The 20131-nt window shown below is 74.8% G+C and carries 14 protein-coding genes; 6 read left to right on the forward strand and 8 right to left on the reverse strand.

The features are described 5' to 3' along the window. Positions 1-90: 90 nt before the first annotated feature. Positions 91-2157, reverse strand: coding sequence for a cytochrome c oxidase assembly protein (locus ABZ249_RS30335; RefSeq protein ID WP_355269690.1), 2067 nt, complete (start codon positions 2155-2157; stop codon positions 91-93). 376 nt (positions 2158-2533) lie between these two features. Here ABZ249_RS30335 and ABZ249_RS30340 point away from each other — a divergent pair, with 376 nt between their 5' ends. The 4 genes from ABZ249_RS30340 to ABZ249_RS30355 all read left to right on the forward strand — a co-directional run bounded on the left by ABZ249_RS30340 (position 2534) and on the right by ABZ249_RS30355 (position 6840). Continuing rightward, a complete protein-coding gene (locus ABZ249_RS30340; RefSeq protein ID WP_355269626.1) occupies positions 2534-3775 on the forward strand; it encodes an amidohydrolase family protein in 1242 nt (413 codons plus the stop codon). 104 nt (positions 3776-3879) lie between these two features. Then, positions 3880-4995, forward strand: a complete 1116-nt coding sequence (gene ald, locus ABZ249_RS30345) for an alanine dehydrogenase (RefSeq protein WP_355269628.1) — start codon at positions 3880-3882, stop codon at positions 4993-4995. 190 nt (positions 4996-5185) lie between these two features. Further along, positions 5186-6316 (forward strand): enolase C-terminal domain-like protein, encoded by a 1131-nt coding sequence (locus ABZ249_RS30350; RefSeq protein WP_355269630.1) that lies wholly within the window; start codon positions 5186-5188, stop codon positions 6314-6316. Positions 6317-6384: 68 nt separating this feature from the next. Further along, complete coding sequence (locus tag ABZ249_RS30355; protein WP_355269692.1) at positions 6385-6840, forward strand: MaoC family dehydratase; 456 nt, start codon at positions 6385-6387, stop codon at positions 6838-6840. 76 nt (positions 6841-6916) lie between these two features. Here the strand turns inward: ABZ249_RS30355 and ABZ249_RS30360 are convergent, their stop codons facing one another. The 3 genes from ABZ249_RS30360 to ABZ249_RS30370 form a co-directional block, all read right to left on the reverse strand. After that, positions 6917-8596: a glycosyltransferase gene (locus ABZ249_RS30360; protein WP_355269632.1), complete on the reverse strand. Its 1680-nt coding sequence runs from the start codon at positions 8594-8596 to the stop codon at positions 6917-6919. Continuing rightward, complete coding sequence (locus ABZ249_RS30365) at positions 8583-10577, reverse strand: glycosyl transferase family 2 (protein ID WP_355269634.1); 1995 nt, start codon at positions 10575-10577, stop codon at positions 8583-8585. The genes ABZ249_RS30360 and ABZ249_RS30365 overlap by 14 nt, the downstream gene beginning before the upstream one ends. A 316-nt stretch (positions 10578-10893) precedes the next feature. Then, positions 10894-11457, reverse strand: coding sequence for an alpha/beta fold hydrolase (locus tag ABZ249_RS30370; protein WP_355269636.1), 564 nt, complete (start codon positions 11455-11457; stop codon positions 10894-10896). Between the two features lie 105 nt (positions 11458-11562). On the opposite strand from ABZ249_RS30370, the gene ABZ249_RS30375 reads away from it, so the two are divergent. After that, positions 11563-12015 (forward strand): Lrp/AsnC family transcriptional regulator, encoded by a 453-nt coding sequence (locus ABZ249_RS30375; protein WP_355269638.1) that lies wholly within the window; start codon positions 11563-11565, stop codon positions 12013-12015. A 58-nt stretch (positions 12016-12073) separates the two neighbouring features. Here ABZ249_RS30375 and ABZ249_RS30380 read toward each other — a convergent pair whose 3' ends face one another. From ABZ249_RS30380 to ABZ249_RS30395, 4 genes are all read right to left on the reverse strand, one after another. Further along, positions 12074-13735 (reverse strand): glycosyltransferase, encoded by a 1662-nt coding sequence (locus ABZ249_RS30380; protein WP_355269640.1) that lies wholly within the window; start codon positions 13733-13735, stop codon positions 12074-12076. Further along, the gene (locus ABZ249_RS30385) at positions 13732-15732 is read right to left on the reverse strand and encodes a glycosyltransferase family 2 protein (RefSeq protein WP_355269642.1); all 2001 of its coding nucleotides are present in this window, start codon (positions 15730-15732) and stop codon (positions 13732-13734) included. The genes ABZ249_RS30380 and ABZ249_RS30385 overlap by 4 nt, the downstream gene beginning before the upstream one ends. A gap of 49 nt (positions 15733-15781) precedes the next feature. Then, positions 15782-16816, reverse strand: coding sequence for a class I SAM-dependent methyltransferase (locus ABZ249_RS30390; protein ID WP_355269644.1), 1035 nt, complete (start codon positions 16814-16816; stop codon positions 15782-15784). Between the two features lie 215 nt (positions 16817-17031). Next, on the reverse strand, positions 17032-19104 hold the full coding sequence (locus ABZ249_RS30395) for an acyltransferase family protein (RefSeq protein WP_355269694.1): 2073 nt from the start codon (positions 19102-19104) through the stop codon (positions 17032-17034). A 348-nt stretch (positions 19105-19452) separates the two neighbouring features. Here ABZ249_RS30395 and ABZ249_RS30400 point away from each other — a divergent pair, with 348 nt between their 5' ends. Continuing rightward, complete coding sequence (locus ABZ249_RS30400) at positions 19453-20067, forward strand: superoxide dismutase (RefSeq protein WP_220562727.1); 615 nt, start codon at positions 19453-19455, stop codon at positions 20065-20067. Positions 20068-20131 lie beyond the last annotated feature (64 nt).

Raw genomic sequence — 20131 nt, forward strand, 5'->3', positions numbered from 1 at the left:
AACACACACCCCCCCCCCCCCCCCCGGCCGGGGCGCGCGCGGGCGGGGGCCCGCGGCGGCGGGGGGCCCGCGGGCCCCTCGCGTGCGGCCTCAGGCCTCGTCGGCCCTCTTCTCCGCCGGCTCCCCGGCGGGCGCCTCGGCCGGGGCCTCGGTCGGCGCCTCGGCGCCCGACATCGCCTTGTTCCGGCGGTCGAGCTCGGCCAGGTAGGCGTTGTAGGCGTCCAGGTCGGCGTCCTCGGAGCCGTCGCGGCGGGCGTGCCGCTCCCGGCGGCGCTCCTGCTTCTCGTCGTCGCGGGACCACTGCACCACCAGCGCCAGCATGACCAGGAGCGTCGGGATCTCGCCCAGCGCCCAGGCCACGCCGCCGCCCGCGTACTGGTCCTCGGCCAGGTCGTCGACCCACGGGACGTCGAACTGGCCGTAGAAGTCCATGGCGATGGGCGCCGTCTGCATCATGATCGAGATGCCGAAGAACGCGTGGAAGCCCATGGCCAGCAGCAGGAGCAGGATGCGCAGCAGGTAGGGCATCTTGCGGGGCGCCGGGTCGACCCCGACGATCACCCAGTAGAAGAGGAACCCCGTGAGCAGGAAGTGCACGCCCATGAACAGGTGACCGAGGTGGTCGTTCATCAGCGTCGGGAACAGCGGGGTGAAGTACAGCGCGTAGGGGCTGAACACGAACAGCGGCGTGGCCACCGCCGGGTGCGTGACCACCTTGGAGAACCGGCTGTTCAGGAACAGGTTGAGCCATTCGCGCGGCCCCCGGTCTCCGCGCCGCTTCGCCGGGCGCAGCGCCCGCAGCGCCAGGGTGACCGGCGCGCCCAGCACCAGCAGGATCGGCGTGAGCATCGACAGCACCATGTGCTGGATCATGTGCGCGGAGAACAGCACCATCGCGTAGGTGGCGTACCCGCTGAGGTGCGCGGCCACGATGGTGAGCAGGCCCGCCGCGAAGGCGACGGTCCGCCCGACCGGCCAGGAGTCGCCGCGGCGCAGCAGGCGGGTGACCCCGGCGGCGTACAGGCCCCCGGCGACGACCACGAGCATGATGAAGAACAGGTCCGGCCGCCACAGGGTGAGCAGGTTGACCAGGTCCATGGGCGGGGGGACGGGGAAGCCGAGGATGAGCGCGGCCGGGTCCACCCGGCTGTCCAGCGGCGGGGGCGGCGCGGTGCGGCCCAGGCCGACGGAGACGCCGATGACGAGCGCCATGACGAGGACCTCGACCGCGGCGATGCGCAGGAACAGCAGGCGCCGGTAGGCGGGCCGGGCCGGCTCGCCGGCGGCGCCGTCCGCCCCCTTGAGGGCGAACTCGCGGTGCAGGTACCCGAACGCCCCCAGGACGGCGAACAGCACGGCCTTGACGACGATGATCAGCCCGTACTCGGTGCGCACCAGGGCGTCGAACGACTCGATCCGGGCCAGGGCGCTGGCCAGGCCGCTGATCGCCACGCCGATGTAGGCCCACAGGGCCAGGCGGCTGAACCGGGCGGCCGCGATCTCGACGGCGTCGCCGTTCGCGCGCATCGCGTGGTAGGTGAGCAGGGCCAGGCCGCCGGTCCACACGCTGATCGTGACGACGTGCATGGCCAGGCCGGTGACGGCCAGTTCGTGCGACCCGGAGGAGGCGGAGTGGCCGGTCAGCGCGGGCGGTGTGAGGGCGACCAGGGAGAGGATCAGCAGCCACAGGGCGCCGGTCGCGCCGGTGACGGTGCGGCCGAACAGCAGGATGCCCGTGGTGAGCAGGATGACGAACATCAGCGCGATGCCGCCGGAGACCGATCCGGCGTAGGCGGTGACCTCGTCGACGCTGACCTGTCCCAGCGGCCGGGCCAGGAACTCCGACGCCTGGAAGTACAGGGTGGCCACGGCGCCCGCGGCCCAGGCCAGGGCGCTCCAGGTGGCGGCCTGCACGTAGCCGGTGGCCTGGCGGGACAGCCGCCCCTTGTCCGAGGGCAGCAGGACGACGGCCAGCAGCAGCGTCCCGACGGTGAGGACGGCCGCGGCGTCCATGACCGCCTTGGACAGGGGCAGGCCCCAGCGCACGGCGTCGCCCGCGTCGGGCAGGCCGGGGATGATCTCGGGGAACGCGGCGCCGCCCAGGACCAGGGTGATGCTCAGCCCGGCCAGGCACAGCAGGGCGGCCACCGCCGCCAGGACCGCCGTCGTGGACGTGCGGGGCGCCCCGGCGCGGTCCGGGGACTGGGTGATCTTTGCGGGAGGAGCCACGTGCCACTTCCGTCGTCGAGGTCGTTCACAGGGGGGATGCCGTCGGGGGCGGCTCGGCGCACTCCAGGGTAAACCGTCCGCTACGGGGTGCCGGTCGGGGGTGGGGCGAGGATTCCGGCGGTGCCGGGGCCGCGGCGGGAAGTGGCGTTCGCCCCTCCCTTGCGTGTTCTTCGCGATACTCTCGGTGCTCCCGGTCGAGACGCAGGTCCTCCGCTTCCTCGTCTTCCTCGTCGTCCGCGTGCGGTCCCTCTCCGCACCGCCTCTCGCGTCCCTGCCGTCGCACACACCTGAAGGGGAAGAAGCGATGACCGATTTCGAGACCGTGATCCGGTCCAGGCGGGTGGTCACGCCCGAGAGGGTCGCCCCGGCCGCGGTCGGCGTCCGGGACGGCCGGATCGAGGCGGTGGCCGGCCCGGGGGTCCGCTGGTCGGCCCGCGAGGAGGTCGACCTGGGCGACACCGCCCTGCTGCCGGGGGCGGTGGACCTGGGCACGGGGGTGTACGACCCGGGTCTGGAGGCGGCGGACTGCTACCGGGAGGCCGGTGCCGCGGCGCTGCGCGGCGGGGTCACGACGCTGGTGGTCTCCCCCGCCCCGGCGCGCCCCGCGGTGATCCGCGCCGACGACCTCCAGGCGCAGCGCCGGGCGGCGGCCGGGTCGCCGGTGGGGCTGTACTTCCTGGGCGGGGTCACCTCGGGCAGCGGCTCCCTGGACCTGGCGGACCTGCGGGCGGCGGGCGCGGTGGCGTTCCAGTGCTCGCTGTCGGACGGGGGCGCCCCGGACATGGCCGCGCTGGACGACGCCTGGCTCCGCAAGGCCATGGCGGAGCTGGCGGCGCTGGACGCGGTCCTGCTGGTGCACGCCGAGGACGCCCGCGAGCTGGGCACCCCGCCGCTGACGGCGGAGCAGCGCCCGCCGCGGGCCGAGCGCCGGGGGCTGGAGCGGGTGATCTCGGCGGCGCGGTCGGTGGGGACCCGCACGCACGTGGTGCCGTTCACCGCCGCGGAGTGCGCGGCGCTGCTGTCGGCGGCCGGGTCGATCGGGGTGGGGCTGAGCGCGCAGACCTGTCCGCACTACCTCTGCCTGCCCGCGGAGGTGCTGGACCCGGAGTCGCCCGCGCACGCCTGCCGCCCGCCGCTGCGCTCGGACGCCAACCGCAAGGCGCTGTGGAGCGCCCTGCTGGAACCGGACTCGGCGATCACGACGGTGTCCTCCGGGCACCTGCCCGCGCACGGGCTGTACACGCTCCGGTGGAGCCTGTCCGCGCTGTGGACGGCGGCGCGGCGCCGCGGCGCGGACCTGGACCTGCTGTCCCGGTGGACGGCGGCGGCGCCCGCGGAGCTGCTGGGGCTGGCGGGCAAGGGGCGCATCGCCCCGGGCTGCGACGCGGACCTGGTGGCGTTCGCCCCGGAACGGCCGGTATCGGTCCCGGGCGTGGATCGGAGCCCCTACGCGGGTAGGGGTCTGGTCGGAGAGGTCGGCCCGGTCTGGGTCGCGGGGATGCGCGCGCCCTCGGGCGACAGTGGCCCGCCCCACACCTGGGCTTGACACCCTGTCAACAAGATCGCCGACACGCTGTCAGGTTGGCGATGGTGTCGCTGTGCCTTCACCGGTGACAGTGGGGGTATCAACGGAGATATCCAGGAGGAACCGTGCGCGTCGGCGTGCCCCGTGAGATCAAGAACCACGAGTACCGTGTGGCCATCACCCCGGCCGGAGTTCACGAACTGACCCGCCGCGGACACGAGGTGTCCGTCGAACGCGACGCGGGCCTGGGCTCCTCCATCACGAACGAGGAGTTCGAGGCGGCGGGCGCCCGCATCCTCGACACCGCGGACGAGGTGTGGGCAGAGGGCGACCTGATCCTGAAGGTGAAGGAGCCCGTCGCCGCCGAGTACCACCGGATGCGCGAGGGCCAGACCCTCTTCACCTACCTGCACCTGGCGGCCTCCCGCGAGTGCACCGACGCCCTGCTGGACCGCGGCGTGACCGGCATCGCGTACGAGACCGTGCAGCTGCCGGACGGCTCCCTGCCGCTGCTGGCCCCGATGTCGGAGGTCGCCGGCCGGCTGGCCCCGCAGGTCGGCTCGGTCACCCTCCAGCGGCCCAACGGCGGCCGCGGCGTCCTCATGGGCGGCGTCCCGGGCGTGCGGCCTGCCCGCGTGACGGTGATCGGCGCCGGCGTGTCCGGCCTCAACGCCACCCAGATCGCGGTGGGCATGGGCGCCGACGTCACGGTGCTGGACCTCAACGTCGACAAGCTGCGCCACATCGACGCCCTGTACCGGGGCCGGGTCAAGACGGTGGTGTCCAACGCCTTCGAGCTGGAGCTGTCGGTCCTGGAGTCGGACATGGTCATCGGCGCGGTGCTGGTGCCGGGCGCCCGGGCGCCCAAGCTGGTCTCCAACGAGCTGGTGTCCCGGATGCGCCCGGGCGCGGTGCTGGTGGACATCGCCATCGACCAGGGCGGCTGCTTCGAGGACTCCCGCCCCACCACCCACGACGACCCGACCTTCCGGGTGCACGACACGGTCTTCTACTGCGTGGCGAACATGCCGGGCGCGGTGCCCAACACCTCCACGCACGCGCTGACCAAGGACACGCTGCGGTACGCGGCGGCGCTGGCCGACAAGGGCTGGCGGCGGGCGCTGGCCGAGGACGCCGCGCTGGCGGGCGGCCTGAACACCTACGCGGGCGAGGTCGTCTCCGCGCCGGTGGCCGAGGCCCACGGCCTCAAGCACCGCCCCCTGGGCGAGGTGCTGGTCTAGCGCCCCGCCTTCCCGGCCGCGGGCCCGCGGGTCCGGGAGGGCTCACGGCGCGGGGGCGTTCGGGCAGGTCCGTGCGGCTCGGGGTGGTCGGCCGGGGCGGGCGCGGGTACCGTCGAGGAAGGACGGAGCCCGTGTCCGGCCGCGGGCCGGAAGGACCGAGACGGGCCCACGAGGACCGAGGTGGGACAGCGTGGGACACACCGGCTCGACGACCGCGACCCGGATCGTCGAACTCGAACTGATCCGGCTGCGGCCCCGGGGCCGGGGGCGGCGCGACGACGGGGACGGCCCCGTGCTGGTGCGCGTCGCCGACGGCGAGGGCGTCAGCGGCTGGGGCGAGGTGCCCTGGGCGACCCCCGACCAGTGGGCGGCGCTGCGTTCGGCGTACGCCCCGGCGCTGCTGGACCACGGGTGGGCGCGCCCCACCCAGGCGGGCGCGGCCTGGGCGGACCTGCCCTGGGACCCGGCGCTGGCCGGCGCCCTGGACACGGCCTGCTGGGACCTGTGGAGCCGCCAGCGCGGCACCCCCCTGGCGCACGCCCTGGGCGGGGAGCGCACGGCGCTCACGGCGGGGGTGACGGTGCCCCGGACGGTGAGCGTGGAGACGCTGTTCACCGAGGTCAACCGCCAGGTGGGCGCGGGTTTCCGGCGTGTCCGGCTGGAGGTCGCGCCGGGCTGGGACACCGAGGTGGTGCACGCGGTGCGGTCCCGGTTCCCGTTCCTCGTGCTCCAGGTCGACGCGGGCGGCCGCTACTCCGAGGAGGAGGGGCACCTGGAGGCGCTGCGGGCGCTGGACTCGCTGGAGCTGCTGGCGATCGAGGACCCCTTCCCCGCCGACGACCTGGGCGCGTACGCCCGGGCGGCGGCCGAGCTGCGCACCCCGGTGGCGCTGGGCCGGCCGCTGCGCTCCCTGGCGGACCTGGAGCGGGCGGTGGGCGCCGAGGCGGGGAGCGCCGTGAACGTGGACGTGTCCCGGCTGGGCGGGCTGACCCCGGCCCGGCGGGCGGTCGACCTGGCCGTCGACGCCGGGTGGAAGGTCTGGTGCGGGTCGTCGGCGGCGACCGGGGTGGGCCGGGCCGCGACGGTGGCGCTGGCCTCGCTGGCGGGCGCCTCGCTGCCCGTGGAGATGCCCGGGGCGGGGCACCGGGGGCGCGACGGCCTGGTGGCGCCGCCGGTGCGCGCGCACGAGGGCGTCGTGGCGGTCCCCCTGGCCGAGAGCGGTCTGGGCCACGGCGTGGACCGGCCGGCGGTGGCCGAGCGGACCGCCGAGGCGCTGCTGGTGGATGCCTCGGGGACCCGGACGGCGGTCCGGGGCCGTTGACCCCTCCCATAACCGAACACTGTTAGGTAGAGTTGCCGCACCATCCGACCGAGGACTGTGGAGGCGTGGTGCGCGTTTTCGCCGATATCGACGAGGTGATCGCCGCCCAGGGCGAGCACCTGGGGTACACCGACTGGATCACCGTCGACCAGGAACGGATCACCCGGTTCGCGGACGCGACCGAGGACCACCAGTGGATCCACATCGACGAGGAGAAGGCCGCCGCGGGCCCCTTCGGGCGGACGATCGCGCACGGGTTCCTCACCCTGTCCCTGCTCGCGCACTTCTCGCAGTCGGTCATCCGGATCGAGAAGAAGCCGTCGATGTCCATCAACTACGGCCTGAACAAGGTGCGCTTCCTCCAGCCCGTCACCGTCGGCTCGCGGCTGCGCGACGGGGTGGAGGTCCTCTCGGTGCAGGAGAACCCCAAGGGGTACCTGGTCACCACCAGGCACACGGTGGAGATCGAGGGCCAGGAGCGCCCGGCCCTGGTCGCCGAGTCCCTCGGCCTCTGGGTTCCCTGACGCCCTGGGGCCCTGACGCCGCCCCGCGCGGACGGGGGCGCCGGGGATGCCCCCGGCGCCCCTCTCCGCTCCCCGCTCAGCGGGCGATGCGGCGCAGCAGGCGGCGGCCCAGCCCCGGGGTGAACCAGCGCAGCTTGCGCTCGGTCCGCTCGGCCCGGCGGCGCAGCCGGTCGATCTCCCGGTGGGCCCGGCGCAGCTCCGCGCGCAGCTCGACCGGGGTCGGCTCGGGCTCCGCGGCCGGCTCCGCGCGCACAGTGCCCCAGGTGGCCTCGGCGTCCTCGGGGACCTCCACGTACCGGTTGGCGGACGTCCACTGCAGGCCGCCCGTCTCCTCCACCACCCGGTCCAGGCCCGTGCCCTCCGCCTTGGGCGACAGGTGGCGGGCCCGGGCGAAGGCGGCGGAGCGCTCCAGGCGCAGCACCCCGTCGCCGGCCCGCAGCGCTCCGGGCACGGGGGCGCACACCAGCCCGGCCGACTTGCGGTCGGCCAGCCGGACCAGGTCGGCGACCATGCCCGGCAGCGGGCGCACCCCGGTGGGCACGTGGAGCCGGAACGGCACCCGCCCGTCGGGGGCGGGCACCTCCTCCACGCACCGCACGCGCAGGTCGGCCCGGTAGGTCTCGCGGATCAGCCGCAGGTCCAGCAGCTCCTCCGCCAGCGGCGAACGGCGCCCCTCCGACAGCTCCTCCCACGGCCCGGTCAGCCACACCCGCACGTCGGGCGCGGTGCCGGCCAGCAGCGGGGCGACGGTGGCGTCGACCTCCTCCAGGGTGCGGCCCGCCGCGTCCACGACCACCTCGGCCCGGGGCACCTCCCACACCCGGGCGGGGCCCTTGTTGCGCAGGTGGAAGTCGGGCACCCGGTTGGCGACGTAGGGCGCGCGGAAGCGCATGCCCGCGCTGCGCCTGTCCTGCATCTGGGACCGGCCCAGGTGCCAGGAGTCCGCCTCGTCGTCGGGGACGAACAGGGCCCCCCGCTCGGCCAGCCGGTGGCCGAACTCGCTGTCCCCGCCCAGGACCAGGTCCGGGTCCATGCCCCCGGCCTCCTCGAACAGGCCGCGGTGCAGCGAGCCGGTGGCCCCGACGTACACCTTGAAGGCGCCGTACCCGGCGGTGCGCAGCCCCTCGGAGTGCCCGATGAACTCCGCGACCCAGTGCGGTTCGGCGGCCTCCCGGTCGAACAGCGTCCCGGCCCGCCCGGCGCTCACCTCCTCGCGCACCCGCTCCGGGTCCAGGGCGCCCGCCGTCATCGACGGGTCGAAGTCCACGAACAGCTTGTGGCCCAGCACCACGGCGTAGTCGACCAGGTGGTGCCAGCGCATCTGCGCCTCGATGTGCTCGCGGTACACCAGCATGTCGGCGTCCAGCCGCAGGACCACCTGCCCCGAGGAGGCCGCGACACCGGTGTTGACCGCGTGCCCGGAGCCCCACGCCCCGGCGGCGGAGGTGATCAGCCTGGTGTTCTCCGGGCGCACCGGCGGCAGCACCAGCGGCTCCGGGGAGCCGTCGTCCACCACGACCACCTCCGTCAGGTGGGCGGGGTAGCTCTGCCCGGCCAGCGACGCCAGCACCAGGGCCAGCTTCTCGGGGTGGCCGTGCGCCGGGACGACCACCGAGACCGTCAGGCTCGGCTCCCACCCGCCCAGTGCGGGCGGGTCGAGGAGTCCGTACTCGTTTCTGCGCACGCGCGGCTGGTCGGCGAAGTCCACCACGGGCCGCGGGCCGTGCTGACGCGGGATGCTCTCAGAAGTGCTCAACGTGTCCCCCCGTGTGCTGCTCGGTGTGGGCGCGGTCGCCGAAGGGGGCGGGTTCCCCCTCCAGCAGGGCGCTGGGGCGCCGACCGATCCACTGCTCGGTGTGGTTGCGCAGGAAGTAGCCCAGGTCCACGTTCCAGGTGTGGCCGCCGCCCGCCCGGCGCAGCAGGTAGCCGAACCCGTGCGTGCGGTAGACGCGGCCGCCGGACCGGGTGACGGCGAGCAGGAACTGGCTGTCGATGGCGCGGGGGCGGGGGCGGAAGCCGCCCACGTCCTCGATGACGACCCGGTCGGCGAGGATGGTGCTGCCGACGATCGCGGGGCTGGGCACCTCCGACCGGTAGCCGCGCCACACGGTCAGGTCCAGCTCCTCCAGGTAGGTGAAGTTCTGGCTGATGCCGACCACGTCGGCACCCGAGTAGGTGCGGGCCAGCATGAGGTCCGACAGGTGCTCGGGGCCGTACCAGTCGTCGTCGTCCCACTTGGCGATGACCGTCCCGGAGGCGCGGTCGACGGCCTCGTTCATGACGGCGCCGAACACCGTGCCCCCGTCGGCCTCGTGGACCACCAGCGGGATCCCCGTGGCCCGGAACCGCGCGATCTCGGCGGTCACCAGCCCGGCGGGGAAGCCGTGCAGGGCCAGCACGGTCTCGAAGCGGACGTGGCGCTGGCGGGCGATCTGGGCCAGGGCGAACCCGACCAGGTCGGGGCGGCGGGTGCACAGCACCACCGACACCCGGGTGTCCGGCGGGACCGGCAGCCCGGCCTCGGCGGCCAGGGACCGCCACCGGGTGCGCACCCCGTGGGTGCGCAGGGCGGCGCGCCGGAGGCGGATGCTGTGCTCCTCCCTCCGCAGGGCGTCGGTGAACACGTCCTCGCCGACCGAGGGGATCAGGTCGATCAGGTCCGCGCCCAGCCCGGCGGCCCAGGCGGGGGCGGGATCGCCGGCGATCGGGACACCGCCGGCGGCCAGCGAGGCGATGGCGCGCACCGCCGAGGCGTCGCCGCGGGCGGGCCAGGAGACGCGCACGCCGCGCAGGTGGCGGATGCGCTCCAGGTCGTTCTCGGTGACGGTCCCGTCCAGGGCGGGACGCACCAGGACGCCGGTCTCGTCGCGGACCACCAGGCGGCCGTCGGCCTCGGCGAACTCGCCCAGCGGGCCCTTGGTCTTCTTGGTGAACCCCATCGGGTTGACGAACCGGTCGTCGATGGGGGCGACCCGGGTGACGGGGTCGCCCGCGTACACCCGCGCCTCGGGAACCGCGGCCACGGGGGCGGGGCGGTCCACGACGGGGACCTCCACGTCCTCCCAGAACGGCAGGCCCTCCCCGTCGTCCAGGCGCAGCACCACGTCGGAGACCGGGGTGACCCGGTCGATCGCCACCGGCCCGGTGGCGCTCACACCCCGGACGGCCACGTCGCCGGGGCGCCACAGCGCGGCGTCGGTGCCGTGCAGCCCGCCCAGGACCCCGATGCCGGGCCCGCGCCTGCGCCCGCGCGCGCCGTGCACCACGGCGGCCAGGGCCTCGGCGACGGAGACGCCGCTGGGGAAGCACAGCTCACAGGCCCAGCCGCGGTGGTCAAAGCGGCGGACGCGCAGCTCGTGGAGGTCGTTCCACTCGTCGATGGTGGGCGGCGCGGGCACCAGCGGCCCCAGGTGGGCGGGGATGTGCCGCACCACCACGAGCAGGTGGGCGGTCGGCGGCAGCTGCGTGGCCACGGTGACGGCCCGCCGCAGGTCCGTGAGGCCGCCCGCCACGACGACGGTGAGGCCGGTCGAGGCGGACTCCCCCTCGCCGCCCACGCCCGGCACCTCCACCGGGCGGCCCATGCCGTGCGCGTCGAGGTCGATCCGCAGATCGTTCGCTCTCAGGCGCAGCGAGGCGAGCTCGGCCCGGTCGGGGCCCAGGTCCCCGATGAGGCACAGCACGGCGGGCTCGTCCCCGCGTGTGCGCAGGGCCTGGCGGACGGCGGAGGTGATCATCGGGCGACCTCGATCGTCTCGGCGACAAAGAGCCGGCACTAACCGACCACGAGGCCTCATACTAGACACGCTTGTAACTTTTAGTGCCCTACCGTGCGCGTGTTGTCATAACCACTGCTCAGGAGCAGCCCGAAACCCCCAAAAAAGCCACCCCGAAAAGCGGCCCCAGGTGCGTCGCCGCACCCAGGCCCGAGGGCTCCGCCCGCGCCCACCGGTGCCCGCCCCCGGCGCACCGGCGTGCGCCGGCGGCGGACCTCCCTGTCCGGAAGGGGACCGCGGGACCGTACCGGTGGCCGTACGTCCCCTGGGTGCCCGATCACCGCCGGGTCAGCGAGTCCAGGAGCTCACGGCCGTGCCGCCACGGGCCCAGGCCGCTGGCGGAGTTGATGTGCCCGCACGCGCCCGCCGGGTGCCACCGCGCCCCCCACTGCTCCGCGAATCCGGCGGCAGCCTCGGGGGAGCAGTACGGGTCGTCGGTGCTGCCCACCACCAGTGCCGGGCACGGCAGCGGTCGCGCCGACACCTCGACGAAGGTCGCGGCCGCCCGGCGCGGGAACGCCGGCCCGCGCGGGTCGGGCGGTGCGACCAGGAACGCACCGGCCGTCGGACTCGAGGGGTTCCCGTCCAGCCAGGCGGACGCGGCCCAGCAGCCCAGGCTGTGGGCCACCAGCACGACGCGGTCGTCCCGGCCGGAGGCCTCGTCGTAGGCCTCCTGGACGGCGCCGACCCAGTCGTCCAGATCGGGGGCGGACCACGAGTCCGGGGAGATCCTCACCGCCGCGGCGCCCCGGTCCCGTTCCCACAGGGTCTGCCAGTGCCGGCCGTCCGAGCCGTCGATACCCGGGATGATGACGTACGCGACCACTGCCCGCCCTTTCATTCGCCGCTCCCCACGATCAGGGGGGCGCCCGGAGCAGATTCTGCTGGATGTATCAGGGCGGTGGTGGTGACCCGAGCGATCTCAAAGGAAACGGTGCGGACGACGATGGAATCACTCGACCGGCTGGACCAGGACATCCTCGCCCTGCTCCAGACCGACGGCCGGCTGAGCGGCGCGGAGGTGGGGCGCCGGGTCGGGCTCTCGCAGCCCGCGGCCAGCGCGCGCATCCAGAGGCTGGAGAGGAGAGGTGTCATCACCGGCTACCGGGCGGTGGTCGATCCGGCGGCCCTCGGCCTGAACATCCACGCGGTCATCCGGCTGCGCGCCACGCACGCCCGGCTCTCACACGCCCTGGACTTCGCCTCCCGGACCCCCGAGATCGCCTCCACCCTCAGGGTCACCGGGGAGGACTGCCTCATCTTCGACGTCTACTGCCCTCAGGCGGGGCGGCTGGAGGAGGTCGTCGACGCGCTCGCCCGTTACGGCCCCGTCACCACGTCCCTCGTGCTCCGCAGCTACCCCTGGAAGCCGCTGACCGACGCCGGGTCGACGGCGTGACGGACGGAGGGGGTTCCCGCCGAGCGAAGAGGGGCCGCCCCGGAGGGCGGCCCCTTGCTCAGCGGACGATCTTGCGGAGGACCCGGCGGCCCACGCCCGGCGTGAACCAGCGCAGCTTGCGCTCCGCGCGGCGGGCGCGGGCCCGCAGCTTCTCGACCTCCGCCTGCGCCTGCTCCAGCTTGCGGCGCAGCGCCTCCGGGCTCTCGTTCTTGCGGGCCGGGGCGCCCGGCTCGGGCTCGGGGACCGTGAAGGCCTCCCCCGACAGCCAGTGGGCGCCGTAGAGCTCCTCCACCGCCCGGTCCGCCGCCGCGCCGTCCGCGTCCGGGGACAGGTGCCGGACCCGGGCGAAGGCCGCACGGCGCTCCAGGCGCAGCACCCCGTCCTCGGCGCGCGTGGCGCCGGGCGGCGGGGCGCACAGCAGGCCCGCGCGCTCCTTGTTGGCCAGCTCCGCCATGTCGGCCACGGCCGTGTCCGTCAGCTTCGTCCCCGCCGGGGCGTGCAGCACGAAGGTGACCCGCGGGTCGGGCTCGGGGGCCTCCTCGACCAGCCTCACCCGGGGGTCGCCCCGGAACGACTCGCCGATCAGCCGCAGATCCAGCAGCTCCTCGTCCAGCGGGGAGCGCCGCCCGTCGGTCAGCTCCCCCCACGGCCCCACCAGCCACAGGCGCAGGTCGGGCGTGGTCCCGTTGAGCAGGGCGGCGGCGGTCGCCTCCGCGTCCTCCAGGGTGCGGCCGCGGACGTCGATGACCGCGTCGACGTAGGGCACCTCCCAGGAGCGGTCCGGGTTCTTGCGGCGCAGCCGGAAGTCGGGGACCCGGTTGGACACGTACGGGGTGCGGTAGCGCATCCCCGCGTCCCGGCGGGTCTGCATCTGGGAGCGCCCCAGGTGCCAGCTGCTGGTCTCCAGGTCGGGGATGAACACCGCGCCCTGCTGGGACACCCGGTAGGCGAACTCGGTGTCGCCGCCCAGCACCATCTCCGCGTCCATGCCGCCCGCGGCGTCGAACAGGGTCCGGTGCAGCGAGCCGGTCGCCCCCGTGAACACCCGGTAGGCCTGGTGGGCCGCGGTCCGCAGCACGTTGCTGCCGTCGATGATCTTCTCGACCCAGTGCGTGTCGGCGCCCTCGCGGTCGAACAGCTTCTCCGCCCGCCCCGCGGCGACCTCGTCGCGCACGTGCTCGGGGGTCATCGCTCCGGGGTCGAAGTCCACGAACAGCTTGTGCCCCATGGCCACCCCGTAGTCCACGAGGTGGTGCCAGCGCATCTGCGACTCCACGTGCTCGCGGTACACCAGCATGTCGGCGTCCAGCCGCAGGATCACCTGCCCGGAGGAGGCCGCCACACCGGTGTGGAACGCGTGGGCCGACCCCCAGCCGCCGGGGGCGGAGGTGATCAGCCGGGTGTTCTCCGGGCGCACCGGCGGCAGCACCAGCGGCTCCGGGGAGCCGTCGTCCACCACGACCACCTCCATGAGGTGCGCCGGGTAGCTCTGGCCCGCCAGGGCGGCCAGCACGAACGCCAGCTTCTCGGGGTGCCCGTGGGAGGGGATCACGACGCTGACCGACAGGGTCGGCGTCCACGCGCCCAGCGGGGCCGGGGTGAGCGGCGCGTAGTCGTTGCGCACCAGGCGCGGCTGGCCGGAGAAGTCCGCCTCCCCCCGCGGCAGGGTTCTCGGTGCGGTTTCGGCGGCCGGCTCCCGGCCGGTTTCCAGAGTGGTCAACGGAGTCCCCCCGTGTACTCGGTGACGGGTCGGCCGAAGGGCTCGGGCTCCCCCTCCAGGAGGGCGCTCGGACGCCAGCCGAACCACTGTTGGATGCGGTTGCGCAGGAAGAAGGCCATGTCCTCGGACCAGGTGTGGCCGCCGCCGGTGCGGCGGAGCACGTACCCCAGCCCGTGGCCGCGGTAGATGCGGCCGCCGCCGCGCATGACGGCGATGAGGAGTTGGGTGTCGATGGAGCGGGGCACCGGCCGGAAGCCGCCGGCCTCCTCCAGGACCGCCCGGTCCGTGAGGATGGTGCCCCCGGCGATGAACCGGCTGGAGGATTCGGACCGGCCCTCCCGCCAGAGGGTCAGGTCGACCTCCTGGAGGTAGACGAAGTCCTGCCCGACGCCGAGGAGCTCGGCACCGGAGTAGGTGCGGGCCAGGACCAGGTCGGCGAGGTGGTCGGGGCCGTACCAGTCGTCGTCGTCCCACTTGGACACGAGGGTCCCGGAGGTTCGGGCGACCGCGTCGTTGAGCACCGAGCCGAAGATCTTGTCGGCGGGGGCCTCGCACAGGACCAGGGGCCGCCCGGTGGCCTCGTACTCGGCGATGGCGGCGGCCACCTCGGGCAGGGAGGCGGGGAAGCCGTGCAGGGTGAGGACGAGTTCGACGTCCACCCCGCGCTGGCGGGCGATCTGGGCGAGGGCGAACCCGACCATCTCCGGGCGGCGGGTGCACAGGATCACGGACACCGTGGGCGCGGGGGGCACGGGCACCCCGGCCTGCGCGCCCAGGTCCCGCCACCGGGAGCGCGACCCGTGCAGGCGCAGGGCGGTGCGGCGCAGGCGGACGCTGTACTCCTCCCGCCGCAGCGGGTCGGCCAGCTCCTCGGCGTCGGCGGCGGTGATCAGATCGGCCAGGGGCGCGCCGAGCGCGGCCGCCCAGGCGGGCGGCGGCCCGGAGACGAGCGGGACCCCGCCGGCCGCCAGCGAGGCGACGGCGCGCACGGCGGCGGTGGGGCCGGTGTGCCCGGACCAGTCCACGCGGACGCCGCGCAGGTGCCGGATCCGGGACAGGTCGACGTCGGTGACGGTGCCGTCCGGGGCGACGACGGCCAGATCCTTCTCGCCCTGGCGGACGACGGCGCGGTCGCCGTGGACGGTGAGGTCGCCCATCGGGCCGGAGGCGTCCTTGGAGAACCCGACCGGGTTGACGGAGAGCTCGTCGATGGGGGCGATGTCCGAGGGTCCCGCGTTCTCGTGCACCCGGGCGCCGCCCGGCGCCGCGATCCGCTCCCAGGCGTCGGCGCCGGTGGTGCGCCGGTCCAGCACCGGGACCGCCTCGTCCGTCCATTCCGGCGGGGCGCCCTCCCCCACCCGCAGGGCCAGGTCGCCGACCGGGGTCACCCGGCGCAACGGCACCGGCCCGGCCGCCTCCACGCCGCGGGCGCCGGTGTCGCCGGGCCGCCACAGCGCGGCCTCGGGGCCCGACAGCGCGGCCAGCGGCGAGATCGCCGGCCCCCGGCGCCGCCCCCGGGTGCCCGACCAGACCGCGTCCAGCACCTGCGGGGTCTCCACCCCGTTGGGGAAGAACAGCTCGCACAGCCATCCGCGGCGGCCGGCCCGGCGCACCCGCACCTCCTGGAGTTCGCGCCACTGGCCCATGCCGGGGGACGCGGGCAGCGGCGGCTCCTGGTGGCCGGGGGTGTCCACGATCGCGACCACCACCTGGACCGCGCGCGGCAGGTCGGCCGCGGCGGCCAGGGAGCGGTGCAGGTCGGCGGGGGTCGCGGCGACGACCGCGACCAGCCCGGCCTCGGGGCCGCTGTCGCGCTCCCAGAGGTTGCGCAGTTCCAGGGGCTCGCCCAGGACGCGGGCGTCCAGGTCCACGACCGCGTCCGCCGGGGCGAGCGGCAGTCCTTCCAGGTGGGCGCGGGCCCCTGCGCCGGTGTGGCACAGCAGGGCGGTCTCGGTGCCGCGGGCGCGCAGGGCGTCCCGCAGGGCGGTGGTGATCATCCAGACCTCGTGGGTGTCGGTGCGGTGGTGCCGGGTGGTGCGGGGCGGGTCAGATCCCCTTGCGGCCGAACACGTGCGCCCCCTTCTCCGCCTGCTCCTCGGTGCGCTGGAACTCCGGGTGGGCGGCGAGCCAGCGGTCGCCGACCGCTCGCTCCTCCTCGCGGTCGGCGTCGTCCAGGACGAACACGACGTCCTCGGTGCAGTGCGCCAGCAGCCGCGGCAGCGCGGGGAAGCGGACCTGGAGGCCGGTGGCCTGGGGCGGGCCGTCGACGAACACCAGGCCCACCCCGGCCAGGTCGGCCAGGGCGGCGGTGTCGTACCAGAGGTCGGCGGTGGTGCGCTCCTCGCCGTCGACGGTGACGGTGTCCGGCTCGATCGGGGTGAGGGGGGCGTGGCGGACCTCGACGATGTCGTCGAGCCCGTGGGAGGCGACCAGGGCGCGGCTCAGCTCGGCGTAGCGGGCGTCGTGCTCCAGGGCGACGAGGCGGCCGCCGCCGGCCCGGCGCAGCGCGTAGCCGAGCCAAACGCTGGAGGCGCCGCTGCCGCACTCCACGACGGTCGCCGGGCGCAGCCGCTCGATGTGGCGGACCAGGACGCGCAGCACGTCGGGCGAGGCGGCCCAGCCGCGCAGCGGCGGCATGAACGGGGCGGTGTCCAGGTGGTCGCGCAGCTCGGTCCAGGCGACCTGCTGCTCGTAGTCGGCGCGGCCCTGGAGTTCGACGGCGCGGCGCAGCTCGCGGGAGGCCTTGGGCAGCGCGTGGTCGGTGACCCGGGTGACGCGCTCGCGCAGGTCCTTCAGGGAGCGCCGCGTCTCCAGCCGGTCCTCGCCCAGGGCCTGGGAGACCGTGCGGGCGTGCTCGCGCACCGACTCCTCCAGGGCGCGCACCGAGCGGCGCACCAGGACCAGGCCCAGCCCCAGCCCGCAGACCAGCGCGCCGAGCAGGGCCAGGGCGACCAGGGTGCCCGCCTCCACCCAGCCGACCAGGCCCAGGGCGGCCAGGGTGACCAGGGCGGCCGTGGCGAGGAGGCCGACGACGGCGGCGACGGCCAGGAGGGGGCGCGACAGGCGGCGCAGCGAACGCACGGGCATCTCCAGGGGGGATGGCAGGACCGGCGGGCGCGGGGAGGGGTCCCGGGCGCACGGGGCCGGACGGCAAGGGGCGGGGCCGGCGCCACGGCTCGGTGACACGAAGGGCCCACCCGACTAAGACACCACCTCGTGGAGGGCGGCGAAACCCGCGTGCGGGGCAATTCCACTGTTGTTCACCGGAAGATCACCCCCGGCCGACCGCCGCGCCCTCAAGAGTTCGCTGTCGCGTTCCCCTGTCCGGTGGCCTCCACCAGCGCCTCCTCCAGGGCCGGGACGAGCGTGCGGGCGTAGGTGGCGGTCATGTGGGAGTGGTCCCAGTACACGAGGATGTTGCCGACGACCGCGTCGCAGCGGCCGCCGGGGCACACGTGCCCGGTGAGGTCCACCAGGGAGACGTTGGCGGGCAGCCTGCCCCGCTCGGCGAGCACGGCGGCCGGGTGGCGTTCGGCGTGCGAGTAGCCGACCGGGTCGCTGCACGCACCGGCCGGGTCGTCCGGGTTGTCGGCCACGCACTCGGCCCCGGCGTAGGAGTGCCGGGGCAGGTCGCGCACCCCGATGACGTCGATGCCCATGGCGTCCAGTTCCCGCCAGCGCACCGGGAACCCGGGCAGCACGACCTCCCCGGCGGCGCTGGCCCGGGTGGAGGAGGTGAACACGGCGTCGGGGCGCAGCCGCTCCAGCTCCTCCATGGCCCGGGCGTCCCACTCCTGGCATTCGGTGAACACACGCCCCTGGGTGTAGGGGACCTCGGCGCTGAACTGGCACCCGCTCTTGGTGAACGACACCAGGCGCCACCCGTGCCTGAGGGCGACCTCCTCCAGCGCCGGGTACCAGTGGGCGGTGCGCGAGGCGCCGACCATGGCGATCGTGTACTCGGCGTCCTCGGGTCCGGCCCAGCACACCTTCGGCTCGGTGGCCTTCAGGTCCACGTGGCAGCCCTGGAGGTGGTGGTCGGACAGGTCGTCCTGGGCGTCGAGGGGGTCGGGGACCACCGGCAGGTCGGGCAGCACGGTGGCCAGTTCGGGGTGGGTGACCAGGGCGGCCCCGGGGTAGTCGACGGGCTCGATGACGCGCTCGGCGCGCTCCCGCCTCTCCTCGGCCAGCCGGTCCGACCACTGGGAGCCGACGACCAGGGAGGGGGCGATGACCAGGACCGCCATCGCCGCCGACCAGACCGGCAGCCACGGCCGGGAGACCCTGCGGCTCAGGCTCTCGGCCCCGCCCTCGACGGCCTTGGCCGTGACCCAGGCCAGGCCCAGGGACAGGGCCAGCACGGCCGCCCCGCCCAGCGGGGTGGCCAGGGAGCGGCCGGTGAGCTGGAGGTACACCACCAGGACCGGCCAGTGCCACAGGTAGAGGGCGTACGACAGGCCGCCCAGGGCCGTCAGCGGGCGCCAGGCGAGCACCCGGTGGACCCCGGCCCGGCCGCCCCCGCCGCCGGCGACGATGACGGCGGCCGCGGCGAGGGTCGGCAGCAGGGCCGCGTACCCGGGGAACACCGTGGACACCGGCAACAGCACACCGCACAGGACCAGTGCGGCCAGGCCGCCCCAGCCCAGCGCCCACCGCACCGGCACGGGCGGGGTGATCCGGTGGACGACCAGGGCCAGCACCCCGCCCAGGGCCAGCTCCCACAGGCGGGCGCCGGTGTCGAAGTAGGCCCAGGGCTGGTCGACGGCGGTGATCCACACCGAGTACGCCAGGGAGGCCGCCAGCACCGCGCCGATCGCGGCCAGCGAGGCCCGGCGCATCCGGTCCCGCCCCGCCACCAGCAGCACCGCGCCCAGCAGCAGCGGCCACAGCAGGTAGAACTGGCCCTGGATGGACAGCGACCAGAAGTGCTGCACCGGGCTGGGCGCGCCCTCCCGGGCCAGGTAGTCGACAGCCGCGGCGGCCAGCGCCCAGTTCTCGTGGTAGAGCGCGGACGCGTACACCTGGGCGATGACGTCCGGCCAGCGCGACCGCGGCAGCCACAGGTACGCCATGGCCAGCACCGCCGCCAGCACCACGCCGACGGCGGGGGTGAGCCGCCGCAGCAGCCGGGACCAGAACGCGAACGGGGCGATGCGCCCGTCGCGCTCCACCGAGCGCACCAGGGACCCGGTGATGAGGAACCCGGTGAGGAAGAGGAAGACGTCCACTCCGCCGGAGACCCGGCCGAACCAGATGTGGTAGACGGCGACCAGCAGGACGGCGACGGCGCGCAGCCCCTCGATCTCCGGGCGGAAGCCGCCGCGCTGGGAGGCGGGGCGTTCGGCGGCACCGCGTTCGGGAGTGGACATGGACATGCCTCGAGAATGTGCGAGATGACGGGGAAGTGGCGTCGGATCATCGCCCACAGGGCGGAACGACCGGTGAACGCCCCTCCAACGCCCGGCGACCTGCGCCCGGCGACCTTGACCGAACCTCCGAAACGACCCGACCTCCCCCACCCCCGGAGATCCCCACCGTACGAACACGGTTCCCCACAGAAAGTACACCGCTACGGAGGGTGTACGGCGGTTTATTCCCGGCCCCGGGTGTCGCCCGTCCGACACCGGGGCCCCCGCCGCACGGCTGATAGCTTGCTGCCTAGCGATCCTTCGCTGGTAAGTGACGACGAACCGCTTCATCGGAAAGGTGCGCCTGAGATGTCTGCGCCATACACGCTCCCCGAGCTGCCCTACGACTACGCGGCCCTGGAGCCGTGGATCTCCGGTCAGATCATGGAGCTGCACCACGACAAGCACCACGCCGCCTACGTCGCCGGTGCCAACGGGGCGCTGGAGCAGCTGGCCGAGGCCCGCGACAAGGGCGACTTCGGTGCCGTGACCATGCTCGAGAAGAACCTCGCGTTCCACCTCGGCGGCCACGTCAACCACAGCGTCTTCTGGAAGAACCTGTCCGCCGACGGCGGCGACAAGCCCGAGGGCGAGCTCGGTGCCGCCATCGACGACCAGTTCGGCTCCTTCGACGCCTTCCGCGCCCACTTCAACGCGGCCGCGGCGAGCCTCCAGGGCTCCGGCTGGGCGTTCCTGGCCTGGGACGCGCTGGGCCAGCGCCTCATCATCGAGCAGCTCTACGACCAGCAGGGCAACGCCGCGCTGAGCTCCGTGCCGCTGCTCATGCTGGACATGTGGGAGCACGCGTTCTACCTGCAGTACAAGAACGTGAAGGCCGACTACGTCAAGGCGTTCTGGAACGTGGTCAACTGGGCCGACGTCCAGGAGCGTTTCGAGGCCGCCCGCAAGGTCCGGATCGGCTAGCCGACCGGTCCTGCCACAGCGGAGCCGCCCGCGGGACCCGTCCCGCGGGCGGCCCTGTTCTCTC

Origin of the sequence: Nocardiopsis sp. NPDC006139 (assembly GCF_040614155.1) — a bacterium.
In the GTDB taxonomy this organism is placed as follows: Bacteria; Actinomycetota; Actinomycetes; order Streptosporangiales; family Streptosporangiaceae; genus Nocardiopsis; species Nocardiopsis changdeensis.

What these genes read in the sequence shown, in the direction of transcription:
- ABZ249_RS30340 (WP_355269626.1), top strand. Translation starts at nt 2,534, where the DNA reads ATGACCGATTTCGAGACCGTGATCCGGTCCAGGCGGGTGGTCACGCCC.
- ABZ249_RS30365 (WP_355269634.1), bottom strand. Translation starts at nt 10,577, where the DNA reads ATGATCACCTCCGCCGTCCGCCAGGCCCTGCGCACACGCGGGGACGAG.
- ABZ249_RS30370 (WP_355269636.1), bottom strand. Translation starts at nt 11,457, where the DNA reads ATGAAAGGGCGGGCAGTGGTCGCGTACGTCATCATCCCGGGTATCGAC.
- ABZ249_RS30375 (WP_355269638.1), top strand. Translation starts at nt 11,563, where the DNA reads ATGGAATCACTCGACCGGCTGGACCAGGACATCCTCGCCCTGCTCCAG.
- ABZ249_RS30385 (WP_355269642.1), bottom strand. Translation starts at nt 15,732, where the DNA reads ATGATCACCACCGCCCTGCGGGACGCCCTGCGCGCCCGCGGCACCGAG.
- ABZ249_RS30395 (WP_355269694.1), bottom strand. Translation starts at nt 19,104, where the DNA reads ATGTCCACTCCCGAACGCGGTGCCGCCGAACGCCCCGCCTCCCAGCGC.
- ABZ249_RS30400 (WP_220562727.1), top strand. Translation starts at nt 19,453, where the DNA reads ATGTCTGCGCCATACACGCTCCCCGAGCTGCCCTACGACTACGCGGCC.